This window comes from Streptomyces sp. NPDC056600, from assembly GCF_042792855.1.
Taxonomy (GTDB): Bacteria; Actinomycetota; Actinomycetes; order Streptomycetales; family Streptomycetaceae; genus Streptomyces.
Genome location: NZ_JBHTVQ010000009.1, coordinates 45,338 through 62,333 on the forward strand (window position 1 = coordinate 45,338; position 16,996 = coordinate 62,333).

General features: G+C 74.1%; 15 protein-coding genes. 6 read left to right on the forward strand and 9 right to left on the reverse strand.

Features of this window, described 5'->3' with window-relative positions; genetic code table 11:
- Positions 1 to 13: 13 nt before the first annotated feature.
- Positions 14 to 478, forward strand: coding sequence for a GNAT family N-acetyltransferase (locus ACFRAV_RS07325; RefSeq protein WP_382552519.1), 465 nt, complete (start codon positions 14 to 16; stop codon positions 476 to 478).
- Here the strand turns inward: ACFRAV_RS07325 and ACFRAV_RS07330 are convergent.
- Entirely contained in the window at positions 460 to 1,215 is a 756-nt protein-coding gene (locus ACFRAV_RS07330) for a uracil-DNA glycosylase (protein ID WP_382552390.1), read from the reverse strand. The genes ACFRAV_RS07325 and ACFRAV_RS07330 overlap by 19 nt on opposite strands.
- 27 nt (positions 1,216 to 1,242) lie before the next feature.
- Positions 1,243 to 2,769 carry a YfcC family protein gene (locus tag ACFRAV_RS07335; protein ID WP_382552392.1) on the reverse strand — a complete coding sequence of 509 codons (1,527 nt, stop codon included), beginning with the start codon at positions 2,767 to 2,769 and terminating at the stop codon, positions 1,243 to 1,245.
- Positions 2,770 to 2,786: 17 nt separating this feature from the next.
- Between ACFRAV_RS07335 and ACFRAV_RS07340 the strand changes: the two genes are divergently transcribed.
- Both ACFRAV_RS07340 and ACFRAV_RS07345 read left to right on the forward strand, forming a co-directional pair.
- Positions 2,787 to 3,317, forward strand: coding sequence for an RNA-binding S4 domain-containing protein (locus ACFRAV_RS07340; RefSeq protein ID WP_382552520.1), 531 nt, complete (start codon positions 2,787 to 2,789; stop codon positions 3,315 to 3,317).
- Between the two features lie 85 nt (positions 3,318 to 3,402).
- On the forward strand, positions 3,403 to 3,660 hold the full coding sequence (locus ACFRAV_RS07345) for a DUF6343 family protein (protein WP_382552394.1): 258 nt from the start codon (positions 3,403 to 3,405) through the stop codon (positions 3,658 to 3,660).
- 73 nt (positions 3,661 to 3,733) lie between these two features.
- Here the strand turns inward: ACFRAV_RS07345 and ACFRAV_RS07350 are convergent, their stop codons facing one another.
- The 5 genes from ACFRAV_RS07350 to rpsA form a co-directional block, all read right to left on the reverse strand.
- A complete protein-coding gene (locus ACFRAV_RS07350) occupies positions 3,734 to 4,132 on the reverse strand; it encodes a tetratricopeptide repeat protein (RefSeq protein WP_382552396.1) in 399 nt (132 codons plus the stop codon).
- 103 nt (positions 4,133 to 4,235) lie between these two features.
- Entirely contained in the window at positions 4,236 to 4,838 is a 603-nt protein-coding gene (gene coaE, locus ACFRAV_RS07355) for a dephospho-CoA kinase (protein WP_382552398.1), read from the reverse strand.
- A 61-nt stretch (positions 4,839 to 4,899) separates the two neighbouring features.
- Positions 4,900 to 5,841 carry a PAC2 family protein gene (locus ACFRAV_RS07360; RefSeq protein ID WP_382552399.1) on the reverse strand — a complete coding sequence of 314 codons (942 nt, stop codon included), beginning with the start codon at positions 5,839 to 5,841 and terminating at the stop codon, positions 4,900 to 4,902.
- A gap of 97 nt (positions 5,842 to 5,938) precedes the next feature.
- Positions 5,939 to 7,555 carry a flavin monoamine oxidase family protein gene (locus ACFRAV_RS07365; RefSeq protein ID WP_382552401.1) on the reverse strand — a complete coding sequence of 539 codons (1,617 nt, stop codon included), beginning with the start codon at positions 7,553 to 7,555 and terminating at the stop codon, positions 5,939 to 5,941.
- Between the two features lie 258 nt (positions 7,556 to 7,813).
- A complete protein-coding gene (gene rpsA / locus ACFRAV_RS07370; protein WP_382552403.1) occupies positions 7,814 to 9,310 on the reverse strand; it encodes a 30S ribosomal protein S1 in 1,497 nt (498 codons plus the stop codon).
- A gap of 417 nt (positions 9,311 to 9,727) precedes the next feature.
- Between rpsA and ACFRAV_RS07375 the strand changes: the two genes are divergently transcribed.
- Both ACFRAV_RS07375 and hrpB read left to right on the forward strand, forming a co-directional pair.
- Positions 9,728 to 10,606: a class I SAM-dependent methyltransferase gene (locus ACFRAV_RS07375; protein ID WP_382552405.1), complete on the forward strand. Its 879-nt coding sequence runs from the start codon at positions 9,728 to 9,730 to the stop codon at positions 10,604 to 10,606.
- A gap of 112 nt (positions 10,607 to 10,718) precedes the next feature.
- Entirely contained in the window at positions 10,719 to 13,319 is a 2,601-nt protein-coding gene (gene hrpB, locus ACFRAV_RS07380; protein ID WP_382552521.1) for an ATP-dependent helicase HrpB, read from the forward strand.
- Between the two features lie 124 nt (positions 13,320 to 13,443).
- Here the strand turns inward: hrpB and ACFRAV_RS07385 are convergent, their stop codons facing one another.
- The gene (locus tag ACFRAV_RS07385) at positions 13,444 to 15,138 is read right to left on the reverse strand and encodes a lytic transglycosylase domain-containing protein (RefSeq protein ID WP_382552407.1); all 1,695 of its coding nucleotides are present in this window, start codon (positions 15,136 to 15,138) and stop codon (positions 13,444 to 13,446) included.
- 334 nt (positions 15,139 to 15,472) lie between these two features.
- Here ACFRAV_RS07385 and ACFRAV_RS07390 point away from each other — a divergent pair, with 334 nt between their 5' ends.
- A complete protein-coding gene (locus tag ACFRAV_RS07390) occupies positions 15,473 to 16,384 on the forward strand; it encodes a DUF4184 family protein (protein ID WP_382552409.1) in 912 nt (303 codons plus the stop codon).
- Here ACFRAV_RS07390 and ACFRAV_RS07395 read toward each other — a convergent pair.
- A complete protein-coding gene (locus tag ACFRAV_RS07395; RefSeq protein WP_382552411.1) occupies positions 16,287 to 16,670 on the reverse strand; it encodes a hypothetical protein in 384 nt (127 codons plus the stop codon). The genes ACFRAV_RS07390 and ACFRAV_RS07395 overlap by 98 nt on opposite strands.
- Positions 16,671 to 16,996 lie beyond the last annotated feature (326 nt).

Here is a 16,996-nt window from a genome sequence, read left to right on the forward strand (position 1 = left end):
CACCGCGACCGCCGTGGCGCCCGAGGTGGTGCTCCGGCGGGCCGAGGAGGCCGACGCGGGTCCGGCGGCCGAGGTGTACCTGCGGTCCTACGACGCCGCGCTGCCGACGGTGCGGCGGGCGCACACCGACGACGAGGTGCGTGGGTGGTTCGCGCACGTGGTGGTGCCGTCGCTGGAGACGTACGTGGCGGTCGTCGACGGGGAGACCGCCGGGGTGATGGTCCTGGAGGGCGCCGGCGCGGACGCCGAACTGGCCCAGCTGTACCTGGCTCCCGAGTGGCGGGGCAGGGGGCTCGGCGACCGCTTCGTGGCGCTCGCCAAGGAACTGCGGCCCGAGGGCCTGCGGCTGTGGACGTTCCAGGTGAACGAGCGGGCCGCCCGGTTCTACGAGCGGCACGGCTTCGTCGCCGTCGAGCGGACGGACGGCGCGGCGAACGAGGAGCGCGAACCGGACGTCCGCTACGCCTGGCGCCCCTGAGCGTCCCGGGCTTCGCCCTCCGTCCCGGGGCGGAGCCCCGCCTCGCCTGCCGCGGCGGTCAGAACCTCGCGGAGCATCGCCGGGGTGAGCTTCCCGGTGAACACGTTGCGCTGGCTGACGTGGAAACAGCCGAACACCTGGAGCGGGGCGGCCCCGGGCACCGTCGGCTCCAGCCGCACCCGCTGCCCGTGCGAGAACACCGGGCGCGGCCGCGGCACCGTCCAGCCGGCCGCCGCCAAGGCGGGCAGCGCCGCCTGCCAGCCGAACGCGCCGAGCACCACCACCGCGCGCACGGTCGGCCGCAGCAGGGTGAGCTCCTGGACCAGCCAGGTGCGGCAGGTGTCCCGCTCCAGCCGGGTCGGTTTGTTCTCCGGCGGGGCGCAGTGCACCGGCGCGGTCACCCGCACCCCGTACAGCTCCAGCCCGTCGCCCTGGTGGGTGGAGACCGGCTGCGAGGCCAGCCCCACCTCGTGCAGCGCGGCGTACAGCACGTCACCGGAGCGGTCCCCCGTGAACATCCGGCCGGTGCGGTTGCCGCCGTGCGCGGCGGGGGCCAGCCCGATCACGGCGAGCCGGGCGTCCGGGGGTCCGAAGCCCGGCACCGGACGCCCCCAGTAGTCCTGGTCCGCGAACGCCGCCCGCTTGACCCGGGCGACCTCCTCCCGCCAGGCGACCAGCCGCGGGCAGGCCCGGCACGCGCTGATCCGCCGGTCCAGCGCGGCGAGGTCGTCGTCCATGTCGTCCCAGCGTAGGCGAGCGGGCGGTCAGGCGATCGTCGCGCCCACCGCCAGGAACAGGCAGATCAGCACGAACAGCAGTCCCAGCAACGGCAGCACGAACCGGATGTAGCGGTTGTAGCCGACCTTCGCCAGGGCGCAGCCGCCCATGATCACCGCACTCGTCGGCACCCACAGGTTCATGATCCCGCTGGACGCCTGCCACGCGGTGACGGCCACCGCCCGCGGGACACCGGCGAAGTCGGCCAGCGGCGCGATGATCGGCATGGCCAGCGTGGCGTGCCCTGATGTGGAGGGGATCAGGAACGCCAGCGGCAGGTTCACCACGAACACCAGGATCGCGAAGATCCCCGACGAGGTCCCCTTCACCACCCCTTCCACCCCGTGCAGCACGGTGTCGGTGATCATCGAGTTGTTCATGATCACGGTGACCCCGCGGGCCAGCACCACCACGAGGGCGGGCGCGATGAAGTCCGCCGCGCCCCGCACCACCGTCTCGCTGACCCGCTGCTCCCCCATCCTGGCGATCACGCCCACCAGCACCGCGGCCACCAGGAACATCGCGGCCAGCTGCGGGAAGTACCAGCCGAGTTCGAAGCCGTAGGGTTCGGCGTCGGCGTCGCCGGTCAGCGCCGCGGACCACGGCACCACCGCGAAGATCATGAAGGCGAAGACCAGCACCATGGTGGTCAGCACGGCCCGCTCCACACCGGTCAGCGGCGGCACCTCGCGCCGCGACTCGGCGGCCGGCTCCCGGTCACCGGAGCGGAACCCGGACAGCGAGCGCGCCGGGTCGCGCCGCACCCGGCGAGCGTAGAGCAGCACGTGGGTGACGGTCACCGCGGTGAGCGTCAGCCACATCACGAACCGCAGCACGATCCCGTCGCCCAGCGAGATGTCCGCCGCCGAGGACGCCACCCCGGTCGCGAACGGGTTCACCGTCGACGTCAGCACGCCGACGCCCGCGCCGAGGACGGTCACCCCGAGCGCGGTCATCCGGTCGTAGCCCAGCGCCAGCATCAGCGGCACGACCAGGCCGTAGAAGCCGAGCGTCTCCTCCGCGAACCCGGACACCGTGCCCAGCACTGCGAAGACCAGCATGATCGCCACGATCAGCAGCGCACTGCGGTCCCGCAGCCGGTGGGCCAGCCGCTCGATGCCGTGGTTGAGGGCCCCGGTCGCGAACACCATGGTGATGAACGCGCCGATCGCCAGGACGTAGAGGAACACGCCGGCCGCGCCGTACAGCTCGCCCGTCAGGTCCGGGGCGACCGTGCCGTCCTCGCCGCGGATGCCGTACAGGCCGTTGACCGGCGCGAGGAACAGGTCGTTCAGCCGGTCGAGGAAGCTGAGCTCCGCGTCGACGCGGTGGTAGGTGCCCTGCACCGGCGCGCCGTCGCGGTCGCGGTCGTAGGCGCCGGAGGGGATCAGGAAAGCCAGCAGCCAGACCGCCAGGGTGACCAGCACGAGCACGGTCAGCGCGCTCGGGAAGACGAAGCCCCGGCGCCCGGGCCGTCGGCCGGCGGCCGCGTCCGGCGGTTCGGCACTGCTCATGGCCCGGCTGCTCCCCTCTGGCGTCGCCCGCGTCCACCCAGCGTGGGACGGCCGCCCTCGCGTCGCACGCCGGGTGGGCCGATCAGCGGGCGGCGCCGGACCACCCCGCCGGGCGGGCCGCGCGCAGTAGAGTCGACGGCATGAGTGAGAGCGTGCGGGTGGACGTCTGGATCTGGTCCGTGCGGCTGGTCAAGACCCGCTCCCTGGCGGCCGCGGCCTGCCGGGGCGGGCACGTCCGGGTGAACGGCGAGCGGGTCAAGCCCGCCCATGCGCTGAAGACCGGCGACGAGGTCCGGATCCGGCAGGAGGGCCGGGAGCGGGTCGCCGTGGTCAAGGAGCTGATCCGCAAGCGGGTCGGCGCGCCCGTCGCCGCCGACTGCTACGTGGACAACAGCCCGCCGCCCCCGCCGCGTGAGGCGGTGGCCCCGGCCGGGATCCGTGACCGCGGCGCGGGCCGGCCCACCAAGCGGGACCGCCGCGAGATGGACCGGCTGCGCGGGCTCGAGGCCTCCCGCCGGGCGGCGGCCGCCGCCGAACCACGCGGCTGACGGGGCGGGTCGGGACCGGTCCGTCGGCGGGGTCGTCCGTCGTCCCGGGGACCGCCGGGTCGTCCGTCAGGGAGAGTGATGCAGCATGCGCCGTTCGGGAGACGAACCGAGGCACGCCCGCAGCGCCCTGCGACTGCGTCTGTGGCTGAGCCTGTGGGGCGTGGCCGCCTCGGTGTTCGGCATCACGGTGTTCGCCCTCACCGGTCACCCCCGCTGGGCGCTGGTGTGCGGGGCGGCCCTGCTGGTGGTCCTGTTCGACCTGGCGGTCGTGGTCCGCCACATCCGTCAGGGCCCGCACTACCAGCCGGGGCCGGACATCCCGCCGTACCACCACCCGGAGTGACGCGTCCGCGGGGGACGCCGCGCGCAGTGACGCGTCCGCGGGGACGCCGCGCTGAGTGACGCCGCGCGGCCGGTCAGCTTTCGGGGCCGGCGGGCGGGTCGAAGCGGGCCGCGCGCACGAAGTCGGGCCGCGGGTCCAGGGCCGCGGCCAGCCGGAAGTGCCGCCGGGCCTGGTCGTCCCGGCCCTGCCGCTCGTAGGTCCGCGCCAGCGCGAAGTGCGCGTAGGCGTTGTCCGGCTCCCGCTCCAGCACGACGGTGAACTCCAGCTCGGCCGGTCGCAGCTGCGCGGCGGCGAAGAACGCCCGGGCCCGCAGCAACCGGGCCGCGGTGTTCTCCGGGTGCGCGGCGATCACCGCGTCGAGCAGCTTCACCGCGCCGCGCGGATCGCGGGCGGCCAGCAGTTGCTCGGCGGCCCGGAAGTCGATGACATGCGTCTCCGGGGTGTTCCCGGACGCGCCTCTGGTGTCGGGCACGTCTGCCCTCCTTCTCTCGGTGAGCAGCCTTCCCTCGGTGAACGCCTTCAACGCCCGGAGGACCTCGGCTGTTCCCTCCGACCCCGGCCCCGCGCCGTGACCGTCACGCCGGGCGGGCGCGGCGTCGCAGTTCCTGCCAGACCTCGGCGACCCGGCGCTCCAGCTCCGGCAGGGGGACGTCGTTGTCGATCACGATGTCCGCGATCTCCAGCCGCTGCTCGCGGGTCGCCTGCGCGGCCATCCGGGCGCGGGCGTCCTCCTCGCTCATACCGCGCAGCCCGGTCAGCCGCTCCAGCTGGGTCGCGGGGGCGGCGTCCACCACCACGACCAGGTCGTACAGCGGCGCCAGCCCGTTCTCGGTCAGCAGCGGCACGTCGTGCACCACGACGGCGTCGGCCGGGGCCGCCGCCTCCAGTTCGCGGCTCCGCTCGCCCACCAGCGGGTGGACGATCGAGTTGAGGACGCCCCGCTTCTCCGGGTCGGCGAAGACGATCGCGCCGAGCCGAGGACGGTCCAGACTCCCGTCGGCGGCCAGCACCTCGGGGCCGAAGGCCTCCACCACGGCGGCCAGCCCCGGCGTGCCCGGCTCGACGACCTCCCGGGCGATGCGGTCCGCGTCGATCAGCACCGCCCCGTGCGCCACGAGCAGCCGGGACACCTCGCTCTTGCCGGCGCCGATTCCGCCGGTCAGCCCCACATTCAGCATGGGCGGCAGCCTAGTGCGCGGCGCCGGTCGGGCGAACAGGGGCCCGGCCGGGCGGCGCGGGTCAGCCCTCGCCGCCCTCGCGCTCGGCCAGGAACCGCTCGAACTCCCGCCCGAGCTCCTCCGCGGACGGCAGGTCGGCCGGGTCGGCGAGCAGGTTGCCGCGGGTCTCCGCGCCCGCCGCCGCGTCGTACTGGTGCTCGAGCCCCTGGACCAGGGCGACCAGTTCCTCGTCGCCCTCGCGGATCTGCCGCTCGATCTCGGTCTGGGTGCGCTGCGCGTCGCTGCGCAGCGAGTGCGCGACGGCGGGCAGGACCAGGCCGGTGGCGGAGGTGATCGCCTCCAGCGCGGTGAGGGCGGCGTCCGGGTAACGGGAGCGGGCGATGTAGTGCGGGACGTGGGCGGCGACGCCCAGCGTGTCGTGCCCGGCCTGGGTCAGCCGGTACTCGACCAGCGCCTCGGCGCTGCCCGGCACCTGGGCCTCCTCGAACGGGCTCCGCTGCCCGGGCACCAGGTCGGAGCGGTTGCCGTGCGGCGTGAGGCCGACCGGGCGGGTGTGCGGGACGCCCATGGGAATGCCGTGGAAGTTGACGCTGAGCCGCACCTGGAGACGCTCGACGATGTCACGGACGGCCGCGGCGAACCGCTCCCACTCGACGTCCGGCTCCGGGCCGGACAGCAGCAGGAAGGGCGCCCCGGTGGCGTCCTGGAGGATCCGCAGCTCCAGCTTCGGCTCCTCGAAGCCGGACCAGTGGTCCCGGTCGAAGGTCAGCAGCGGGCGGCGGGCGCGGTAGTCCACGAGCCGGTCGTGGTCGAACTTGGCGACGAGCTGGTGGGGCAGCGAGTCGAGCAGGCGGTCGACGATCAGGTCGCCGGCGTCACCCGCGTCGATGTATCCGTCGAAGTGGTAGAGCATGACCAGCCCGGCCGACTCCTGCGCGAGCGCCATCTCGGCCACGGCCAGACCACTCGGCTCCCATGCGTACAAACCCTGCGGATCAAGCACTGTGGGTCCTCCCGTCGTTCCTTGATCACAGAACGTGCCCGGAGGCGCGGACATTCCCGCACCCCCGGAGCGAGGACCCGCCGAACGGGCGAACTCGTCACGAAGCCAGCACGCGCCGGTGGAGTGCGGTGACGACCTTGCGGGCCGACGAGATGGCTCCGTGCTGCCAGGCGTCGAGGTGGCTGAGGTGGTCGCCGGCGAAGTAGACGTTGCCCTGCGCCTGGTTGAGCGGGGCGAACGCCGGCGCGTCCGGGCCGCCCGGCATCGAGTGCCAGGCGCCCTCGATGTGCGGGATCAGCTTCCACTGGTGGGAGAAGGACGAGGCCAGCTCGGTGCGGTACTTCTCCCCGTGGATCTTCACCCCCTGGGCGAGCGCCCGCTCCAGACGCCGGGCGGGGGTGAGGGCCGAGTAGGCGTCCGCGTTGGCGCCGGTGTTGTAGTAACCGATGACCAGGCCCCGCTCGCCCAGGTGTCCGTAGGACGGGTACCAGATGTGGCTGAGGTCGAGGTCCGTCTCGGTGATGCCGCCGAAGATCTTGAAGTCCTTCTCCCACCAGCGGCTGCGGTACTCCAGTCCGATCTTCGCCGCCGAGGACGCCTTCACCGCCTGCAGGGCGCTCTGCACGGGGGTGCCGAGGTTGTGCGGGGTCCGCGCGAGGATCCAGGGGGCGAGGGTGGCGATGCAGTAGTCCGCCTTGACCACCTCGGCGCGGCCGGCGCGGGTGTAGGTGACCTCCACCCCCTCGGAGGTGTTGTGGACGCCGGTCACGACGGCGCCGGTGCGGATCCGTTCGTGCCCGACGGCCCGTGCGAAGGCCCTGGGTATCGCGTCCATCCCGCCGACGGGCTGGAACATCAGCATGGCCTGGTCGTAGCCGAACTCGAAGGAGAAGTAGCGGCCGACGTTCGAGGCGAGGACGTCCGTGAGGGCCGGCACGTCGCCGAGGACCTCGCCGGGCTGTCCGGCCGCCCCGGGGTCGACGCTCATGCCGCGGTGCTCGGTGCCGGTGTACCGGTAGTCGCCGCCGAGGGCGCCGTGGCTGCGAAGGAAGCCGAGCAGCCGCTCCTTGTCGTCGGCGGTCAGCTCCCCGTCCAGCGCTCCTGCGTTGGTCGCCTTGGCCAGCAGTTCGGAGGTGTAGCCGTAGACGTCGGCCTTGGCGGTGCGGTAGCGGACCGGGCCGGTCATGCCGTTGCGTTCGTTGTAGATCAGGGCGCTGGCGTTGCTGTTGGTGAAGACCTCGATCTCCACGCCGAGCTCGCGGCAGTAGTCGAGGGTGTTCATCCACTGGGCGAGCCGGCCGGGACCCGCGTTCATGTACTGGCCCTTGCCGAAGCGCGCGGTCTGGGTGACGCCGTCGAGGTCGGTGACGCTGTCGCCGCCGCGGATGGTGAGGTTGCGTCCGCCGACCCGGTCGCGGGCCTCCAGCACGACGCAGTCGTACCCGGCCTTGCCGAGTTCGTAGGCCGAGGTGAGACCGGCGATGCCGCCGCCGACGACCACCACCCTGGCGGGTTTGCCGGAGCGGCCCTGCAGGGTGAAGTCGCCCTTGCTGGGAGCCCGGAAGGGCGCTTCCTTCTCGGCGGCGTAGGCCGCGGTGGGGGCGAGGCCGAGCGCGCCCATGGTCGCGAACATCGCCCCGGCGCCACCGGTGACGCCCACGGCTCTCAGGAAGCTGCGGCGGCTGGTGCCGGTACCCTGCTGGACGTGTGCCATGGCGGGACCCCTCTCGGTAGTGATCTTGAGCAACCGAGAAGGATCCTCACAGTGGCGTGTTACGCGCCCGGGGATTCAGGTGTATCGCACACGTTTCTGGGCGTTACAAGTACATGCCAAAGACGGCCTCGGCGGTCGGCCGCCGGTGGACCGCCGCACGCCCTCGGGGCCCCGGGGCAACGGGAAAGGCCCCGCCCACTCCCTCTCGGGAGCGCGCGGGGCCTTCCTCAGGCTCGCGTCAGTTCACGCGGAACGCGTTCAGCTCTGGCCGCCGGCCAGCTTCTCGCGCAGCGCGGCCAGCGCCTCGTCCGAAGCCAGCGCACCGGAGGTGTCGCCGCCCTCGGAGGAGTACGAACCGCCGCCACCACCGGTCGCGGCCGGAGCGGCGTCGCCACCCTCGGCAGCGGCCTGCTCGTCCGCCTCGCGGGACTTGATGACCTGGGCCTGGTGCTGCTCGAAGCGGGTCTGCGCCTCGGCGTACTGGCGCTCCCACTCCTCGCGCTGCTTCTCGTAGCCCTCGAGCCAGTCGTTGGTCTCGGGGTCGAAGCCCTCGGGGTAGATGTAGTTGCCCTGGTCGTCGTAGGACGCGGCCATGCCGTACAGGGTCGGGTCGAACTCGACCGCCGACGGGTCGGCGCCGAAGGCCTCGTTGGCCTGCTTCAGCGAGAGGCTGATGCGACGACGCTCGAGGTCGATGTCGATGACCTTGACGAAGATCTCGTCGTTGACCTGGACGACCTGCTCCGGGATCTCCACGTGGCGCTCGGCCAGCTCGGAGATGTGGACCAGACCCTCGATGCCCTCGTCCACGCGGACGAACGCACCGAACGGAACCAGCTTGGTGACCTTACCCGGGACGACCTGACCGATCTGGTGGGTCCGGGCGAACTGCTGCCACGGGTCCTCCTGCGTCGCCTTCAGCGACAGGGAGACACGCTCGCGGTCCATGTCGACGTCGAGGACCTCGACGGTGACCTCCTGGCCGACCTCGACAACCTCGGAGGGGTGGTCGATGTGCTTCCAGGACAGCTCGGAGACGTGGACCAGACCGTCGACGCCACCCAGGTCCACGAAGGCGCCGAAGTTGACGATCGAGGAGACCACGCCGGAGCGGACCTGACCCTTCTGGAGGGTCGTGAGGAAGGTCTGGCGGACCTCGGACTGGGTCTGCTCGAGCCAGGCACGGCGGGACAGGACCACGTTGTTGCGGTTCTTGTCCAGCTCGATGATCTTGGCCTCGAGCTCCTTGCCCACGTAGGGCTGGAGGTCGCGGACGCGGCGCATCTCGACCAGGGAGGCCGGGAGGAAGCCACGGAGACCGATGTCGAGGATGAGACCACCCTTGACGACCTCGATGACGGTACCGGTGACGATCCCGTCCTCTTCCTTGATCTTCTCGATGGTGCCCCAGGCGCGCTCGTACTGGGCGCGCTTCTTCGAGAGGATCAGGCGGCCTTCCTTGTCCTCCTTCTGAAGGACCAGGGCCTCGATCTCGTCGCCGACCTTGACGACCTCGTTCGGGTCGACGTCGTGCTTGATCGAGAGCTCGCGGCTCGGGATGACACCTTCGGTCTTGTAACCGATGTCGAGCAGGACCTCGTCCCGGTCGACCTTCACGATGACGCCGTCGACGATGTCGCCGTCGTTGAAGTACTTGATCGTTTCGTCGATCGCGGCGAGGAAGGCTTCCTCGTTACCGATGTCGTTGACCGCTACCTGCGGCGTGGTGGCGGTGGTCTCGGTGCTGCTCGTCATGTGGGAAAGGGCTCCGGTACGGACATTGAAGTCGTAGGTACTGCTTACGCCGGGAGCCCGTTTCGCTCTGCAGAAGCCGGACAGCCAAGTAAGCGCCACTTTTTCAAGCAGCGCCTCGAGAACCGAGGGGACATACAACAGATGCGAGCGCGACCTGCTACGTCTGAGGTGCGCAGGCCCGCAGCGCAACTTGTAGCATACGGGGGCAGCCGGGCAGGGTCAATGCGCGAAGCGCGCACCGCGGGCGAAATGCCACAATCCCGGCAGAAATTCCGTCGTGCGAGGTCGCCGCCGCGAGCGCGCGACACCCACCGGCAGGCGTCTGTGAAGGACTCCTGCGGCCGGCGCGGACATCGCGCGGACGGTTCGAACATTAGCGGTGAGGAGCCGGTCATCCAAGAGTCCAGCGGTTTTCAGGTGACCGGGGCGGCCGGACCTCCGGGCGGGGCGGCGGGGTCGGCGGCCGCCGCCGGGAGCCACGGTGCACGGAACGTCGGGGTCGCCGAGGACGCCGAGGCCACACGGCGGGACACCTCGGCCGCCGAGAGCGCCCGAGCCAGCCGCGGCTGGTGGGACCGCAACGCCGACGAGTACCAGAGCGAGCACGGCGCCTTCCTGGGCGACGACCGCTTCGTCTGGGGCCCGGAAGGGCTCGACGAGGAGGACGCCCGCCTGCTCGGCCCCGCGGAGGCGCTGACCGGACGCGACGTCCTGGAGATCGGCGCCGGCGCCGCCCAGTGCTCACGCTGGCTGGCCGCGCAGGGCGCCCGGCCCGTCGCCCTGGACCTCTCGCACCGCCAGCTCCAGCACGCCCTGCGGATCGGCTCGGCGTTCCCGCTGGTGGAGGCGGACGCCTCGGTCCTGCCCTTCGCCGACGGCTCCTTCGACCTGGCCTGCTCGGCCTACGGCGCGATCCCGTTCGTCGCCGACCCCGGCCTGGTGCTGCGCGAGGTGCGGCGGGTGCTGCGGCCCGGCGGGCGGTTCGTCTTCTCGGTCACCCACCCGATCCGCTGGGCCTTCCCGGACGAGCCCGGGCCGGAGGGGCTGAGTGTGGCCTCCTCCTACTTCGACCGCACCCCTTATGTGGAGCAGGACGAGCGGGGGCGGGCCGTCTACGTGGAGCACCACCGCACGCTCGGCGACCGGGTGCGCGACGTGGTGCGCGCCGGGTTCCGGCTGACCGACCTGGTCGAGCCGGAGTGGCCGGTGTGGAACGACGCGGACTGGGGCGGCTGGTCTCCGCTGCGCGGGGCTCTCATCCCGGGCACCGCCGTGTTCGTCTGCGACCGGGACTGACCTGACGTCCGGCCGCCCGGCCGGGCCCCGTCCGCGGCCCCGTCCGCGGCCCCGCCCCTGCTCCTGCGCCTGGGGGTGAGGGTGCGGCGACCCCTGGGAGACTGGGCGGGTGATGCGAGACGCCGCCCGTGACCTGCCCGTCCGATCCGCACTGCCGTTGCTCGCGGGGGCGCTGGAGGGCCACGGCGCGGCCGTCCTCTGCGCGCCGCCGGGAACCGGCAAGACCACGCTCGTCCCGCTGGCCCTGGCCGGGCTGACCGACGGGCAGGGCCTGGCCGGCGGGGCGGGCCTGGCCGGCGGGGCGGGCGGCAAGGTGGTGGTGGCCGAGCCACGCCGGATCGCCGCCCGGGCCGCGGCCCGCCGGATGGCCTGGCTGCTGGGCGAGGACGTCGGCGGGACGGTCGGCTACACGGTCCGCGGCGACCGCTCCGTCTCCTCCCGCACCCGGGTCGAGGTGGTCACCACCGGCGTCCTGCTGCAGCGGCTGCAGCGCGACCAGGAACTCGCCGGGGTGGACACCGTCGTCCTGGACGAGTGCCACGAGCGTCATCTGGACGCCGACACCGCGGCGGCCTTCCTGCTGGACGTCCGGGAGAACCTGCGCCCCGAGCTGCGGCTGGTCGCCGCCTCCGCCACCACCGACGCCGAGGGCTGGGCGCGCCTCCTCGGCGACGCCCCCGTGGTGGAGGCGCACGGCACCGCCCACCCGGTCGACACGGTGTGGGCGCCGCCGGGGACGGTGCGCCCGCCGCACGGCACCCGCGTCGACCCCGCCCTGCTGTCCCACGTCGCCCAGGTGGTCCGCCGCGCGCTGACCGAGCGGGACGGCGACGTCCTCTGCTTCCTCCCCGGCGTCGGTGAGATCGCCCGGGTCGCCGGCGCCCTGGACGGCCTGCCCGCCGACGGCGTGGACGTGCTCCAGGTGCACGGCCGGGCGCCCGCCGCGGTGCAGGACGCCGTGCTCTCCCCCGCCGGGCGCCGCCGGGTGGTGCTCGCCACGTCGGTGGCGGAGTCCTCGCTCACCGTCCCGGGCGTCCGCGTCGTGGTCGACTCGGGTCTGGCCCGCGAGCCGCGCGTCGACCATGCCCGGGGCCTGGGGTCGCTGGCCACCGTGCGCGCCTCCCGGGCGGCCGGGCGGCAGCGGGCGGGCCGCGCGGGGCGTGAGGCGCCGGGCACGGTGTACCGCTGCTGGAGCGAGGCGGAGGACGTCCGGCTCCCCTCCTTCCCGGCGCCGGAGATCCAGGTCGCCGACCTCACGGCGTTCGCCCTGCAGGCCGCCTGCTGGGGCGCCCCCGACGCCGCCGGGCTGGCCCTGCTCGACCCTCCCCCGGCCGGGGCGATGGCCGCCGCGCGGTCGGTGCTGACCGCGGTCGGCGCGATCGGCGACGACGGCCGGGCCACCGGGCGGGGCGTCCGGCTGGCCCGGCTCGGCCTGCACCCCCGGCTGGGCCGGGCCCTGCTGGACGCCGCGCCGCTGGTCGGCGCCCGGGCGGCGGCCGAGGTGGTGGCGCTGCTCAGCGAGGAGGTGCCGCGTTCCTACGGCGACGACCTGGCCGCGGCCCTGCGCTCGGCCCGCCGGGGCGGCGACGCGTACGGAGGGCGCTGGCGTGCGGAGGCCCGGCGGCTGCGGTCCCTGGCCGGGGAGGGGGCGGCGGGTGCGGGGGCGGCTTCAGGTCCCGGGGCCTCCTCGGCCGCGGGGCCCGCGGCGCGTTCCGGGGACGGGACCGGGCGGTCGTGGGGGGACGACGCGGTGGCCGGGGTGGTGGCGGCGCTGGCGTTCCCGGAGCGGGTGGGCCGGGTGGAGGGCGGGTCCTGCCTGATGGCCGGCGGTACGCGGGCCCGGCTCCCGGAGGGCTCGCCGCTGCGGGACGGGTCCTGGCTGGCCGTGGCGGTGGCCGACCGCCCGGTGGGGAAGGGCCACGCCCGCATCCGGCTGGCCGCGGTGGTCGACGAGGACACCGCCCGCCGCGCGGCGGCGCCGCTGTACGCGGAGGGCGAGGAGGTCCGCTGGGCCGAGGGCGACGTGGTGGCCCGCCGGGTGGAGCGGCTCGGCGCCGTCGAGCTGGTGGTCCGGCCGCTGCGGGACGCCGCCCCGGAGCGGATCCGCACGGCGCTGCTGGACGGGCTGCGCGCGGAGGGTCTCGGCCTGCTGCGCTGGTCGCAGGACGCCCGGGTGCTGCGGCAGCGGCTGGCGTTCCTGCGCGGACGCCTGGGCGACCCCTGGCCCGACGTGTCGGACGAGGCCCTGCTGGAGCGGGCCGACGAGTGGCTGGAGCCGGAGCTGGGGCGGGCCCGGCGCCGCGCCGACCTGTCCCGGATCGAGGCGGGGCAGGGACTCTCCCGGCTGCTGCCGTGGGCGTCGGGCGAGGCGGCGCGGCTGGACGAGCTGGCGCCGGAGCGGCTGGAGGTGCCGTCGGGCTCCCGCGTCCGCGTCGACTACGGCGATCCGCGGCAGCCGGTGCTGGCGGTGAAGCTGCAGGAGATGTTCGGCCTCGCCACGTCCCCGACGGTGGCGGGGACGCCGGTCCTGGTGCACCTGCTGTCGCCGGCCGGGCGGCCCGCGGCGGTCACGGCGGACCTGGCGTCGTTCTGGCGTGACGGGTACCGGGGTGTGCGGGCGGAGCTGCGCGGGCGCTACCCGAAGCATCCGTGGCCCGAGGATCCGTCCTCGGCGACCCCCACCCGGTACACCAACGCCCGCCTCCGCCGCTGAGCCCGCGGGGCGGGAGCCCGGGATACCGCCCCGGGAGCGGAACGGGATGCCGCCCCGGGGAACGGAAGACGCCGGGGTCGCCCGATGGGGCGGCCCCGGCGTCGGTGCCTGAGGGGTGGGACGGTCAGGCCGTGCCGGCGGCCTCACCGGCGGTGGCCTCCCCGGCGGCGTCCACCGTGAGCTCCACCGTCTCCTTGCCGCCGCCCGGCGTCTCGACGAGCAGCAGGTAGGTGCCGGCCGTGTCGCCCGCGAACAGCGTCGGCAGCTCCAGCACGCCGTCGGCGTCGGTGGTGAGCGCCAGCGTGCGCACCGCCTTGCCGTCAGCGTCCTCGAAGTAGGGGCCCTTGTCGTTCTGGGTGAGGTCGTCCGCCGCCTTCACCAGCGTGACGGTGGCCCCGACCTTCGCGGCGGGAGCGCCGTTGCGGGTGGCGGAGAAGGTGAGCGCCGCCTCGTCGAACTTCCCGCCCACCGCGCACACCAGCGGCTCGCCCTCGACCAGGGCGATCTTGTCCGCCGTGCGGACGGTGACCGCCGCCTCCCACTCGACGGCCGTGACGTCACGGCCGACGACGGTGGCGCGGACCGTGAACGCTCCGGTGCGCTCACCGGCCACCAGCGCGGGCGCGGTCGCCACGCCGCGGCTGTCGGTCTGCACGGTGGCGACGTCCTCGCCGCCCGTGAAGACGGTGTCGGTGTCGCCGACGATGGTGAACCTGATCCGCACCGTGCCGACGCCGACGCCCGCGGAGGTCTCCGCCCGGGCCGCGACGCCCTCGCCGAAGGTGGTCCCCGCCATCGTGCTGAGGGAGGCGCCGGTGGCGTGCTCCAGGTGGTGCACCCTGTCGGTGGGCGTCGCCGGCTCGCCCGGGGCGGGCGGCGTGGTCGGCGGAGGGGTGGGAGGCGTGGTGGAGCCGCCGCCGGGCGTGCCGCTTCCGTTGCCACCGCCGCTGCCGCCACCGACGTTCGTGCCGCCGCCCGGGCCCGAGGAGGGCGGCGCGGACGGCGAGTTCGGGGTGACGAAGAGCGGGTCGTCGTTGCGGTGGACCGGCACGCTGCCCGTGCCGTCGGGGATCTCCTGGACGCCGTCGCGGAAGGTCTCCATCCACCGCAGCACGGTGTTCAGGTAGTCGCGCGAGTTGTTGTAGCTGAGGATCGCCCGCTCGAGGTCCGCCTTGTCGGAGAGGTCCCACTCGTAGCGGCACAGGTAGTACCCGGCCGCCAGCGCCGCGTCGTAGACGTTGTTGGGGTCCTTCTTCCCGTCCTCGTTGCCGTCCTTGCCGGCCCAGGCCCAGGTCGAGGGGATGAACTGCATGGGGCCGACGGCATGGTCGTACTTCGTGTCGTTGTCGAAGGCGCCGTTGTCGGTGTCGCTGATGTGCGCGAAGCCCTTGCCGTTGAGCGGCGGGCCGATGATCAGCTTGTCCGGGGGGGTGGTGCCCGTACTGTCGACCTTGCCGCCGCGGGCCTGGCCGGATTCCACCTGGCCGATGGCGGCGAGGAGTTCCCAGGGCAGGTTGCAGCCGGACCTGGTCTGACGCAGCGTCGCCTCGGCCTTCTTGTAGGCGTCGAGGACGGTCGCCGGAATGGCGGACTCGGCCTTGCCGCCGGCGGGGGACTTCAGCTGCGGGAGATCCGTGTAGTACGAGTCGTCGCCCGGAAGCTCGGCGGGGTCCGGTATCGGCTGGGAGTCGCCGGTCTCGGATCTGGGCCGCTCGGCCACCCCCGGCGCCTGCGAAGCCGTCAGCGCCGCGACCGCGACCGCGGCCACCGCCGTGGTAGCCGCTCCCCTGCGCAGATGCCTGCCGATATGCGCCGCCATCGAGCGTTCCCCTCCCTGGACGACCGACTTCTTGCTCTCCCGGCCCGCCGTGCGGACAGGGATTCGATACCGCAATCAGGTGACCCTACGACAACTTGAGTCGCCCGCCTACCCGTTGGTGTCCGATTTCAGACGATTGGAAGGGACATCTGCAGGGCCGTGCGTACGGAATTCGGACGTCGGCCGCTCCGGGAACCGCTGGGCGACCGCCGACGTCCCTTCTCACCGCGGGCGCGGTCCCCTCCGCGCCGCCGCACCGTCGCGTCGCGGAGCCGTCGCGCGCACCGTCGTGCCGCGCCGCCTCCGCCGTGCCCTCCGGGACCGGGAGCCGTTCTTGCCGTTCACCCTCAGCCACGCCGTGGCCGTCCTGCCCGCGATGCGCGCCGACGGCACCGGGCGGGCCGCCCTCCTGGTGCCCTCCGTCATGGTGGCCGGGTCGTTCGCCCCCGACATGACGTACTACGCGGCGAGCGCGCTGCCCGACGCCATGGTCTTCGGCGACGTCACCCACTCGTTCGCGGGAGTCCTCACGGTCGACGCGGCCATCGCCTGGCTGCTGGTGGGGGCGTGGCTGCTGCTGCGGGAACCGCTGGTGGCGCTGCTGCCGCGACGGGTACGCGGGCGGGCCGCGGTGCTGACGCGCTGCGGGACACCGCGGGCGAGGCTCCGGCCGCGCCCGGCGGCCGCCTGGTACCTGTCGGCGGTGCTGGGGGCGCTCACCCACGTGGTGTGGGACGCGTTCACGCACCTGGACCAGTGGGGGATGCGGGTCTTCCCCGTGCTGGGCGAGGAGATCGCGGGCTCGCCGCTGTACTGGTACATGCAGTACGGGGGGTCGGCGGTGGCCGCGGTGGTCATCGTGTGGTTCCTGGTCCGCGCGCTGCGGCGCTCCGTGCCCCACGGCGGCGGCCATGGCTCGGGCGAGGGCTTCGTCGACGGCGGGGCGGGGCTGCCGGAGCTGTCCCGGCGGGACCGGTGGGCGGCCGGGGCGCTGCTCGCGCTGTGCGCGGGGTTCGCGGCGACGACGCGGGTGATGCGCTGGTGGGCCTACTGGGGGCACGTCGCCCGGCCCTGGGAGATCATCCCGACGCTCTGCTTCGGTGCGGGCGCCGGGCTCGCCGTCGGGCTGGTGCTGTACGGGACGGCCGTCAGGGTGTGGCGGCGCCCGCCCCGGGGTCCGCGTGCGGCGGCCGGGGGGACGGAGGCGCGGGAAGCGACGGGAAGCCGCGCAGCGGCACCACGGTGACCGCGATCCGGCGGGAGGCGCCCGGGCGGACGATGCGGATCACCAGCCCCCAGGTCCGGCGGGCCACCGCCTGGGCGGGGCCCACGGCCAGGGACAGGACGACCACCGGCTGACGGCCGGCCACCGCCTCCCAGAGGTCACGGGCCTGCCTGCGCGCCCCCGTCGTCCACCCGAGGTGACGACGGACGGTGCTCGCGGCGGGGGCGACGGGGCGCACCGGCGGGCGCAGCGCGGATATGACCGCTTCCGCTCCCGCCGTGGGCCGGCCGAGCATGCGTATACCCATGCCCCGCATCCTTCTCCGGCCCCCGCAGCACGTCGCCCCCACGGGGTCCGCCCGAGTGACACGCCGCCTGCCGCCGGGCCGCTCCCGGTCAGGTCCGCGCGGCGCACAACCGCACGACCGGGGACCGCACGGTGCGCCGCCCGGCTCAGCTCCGCACGGTCGCACGACCGCGCGGCGTGCGGTCGGCCGCACGGCGGGAAGGGGCCGCCTCGTGCGGTGTCGGCCCGCGCCCCGGTGACGCCCCGGGACCACGGAACCGCACGCAAACGGGCCCGCACGGCTCGGTCGCACGACGCATCGCACCCACAGATCCGTCAGGTCCGCGC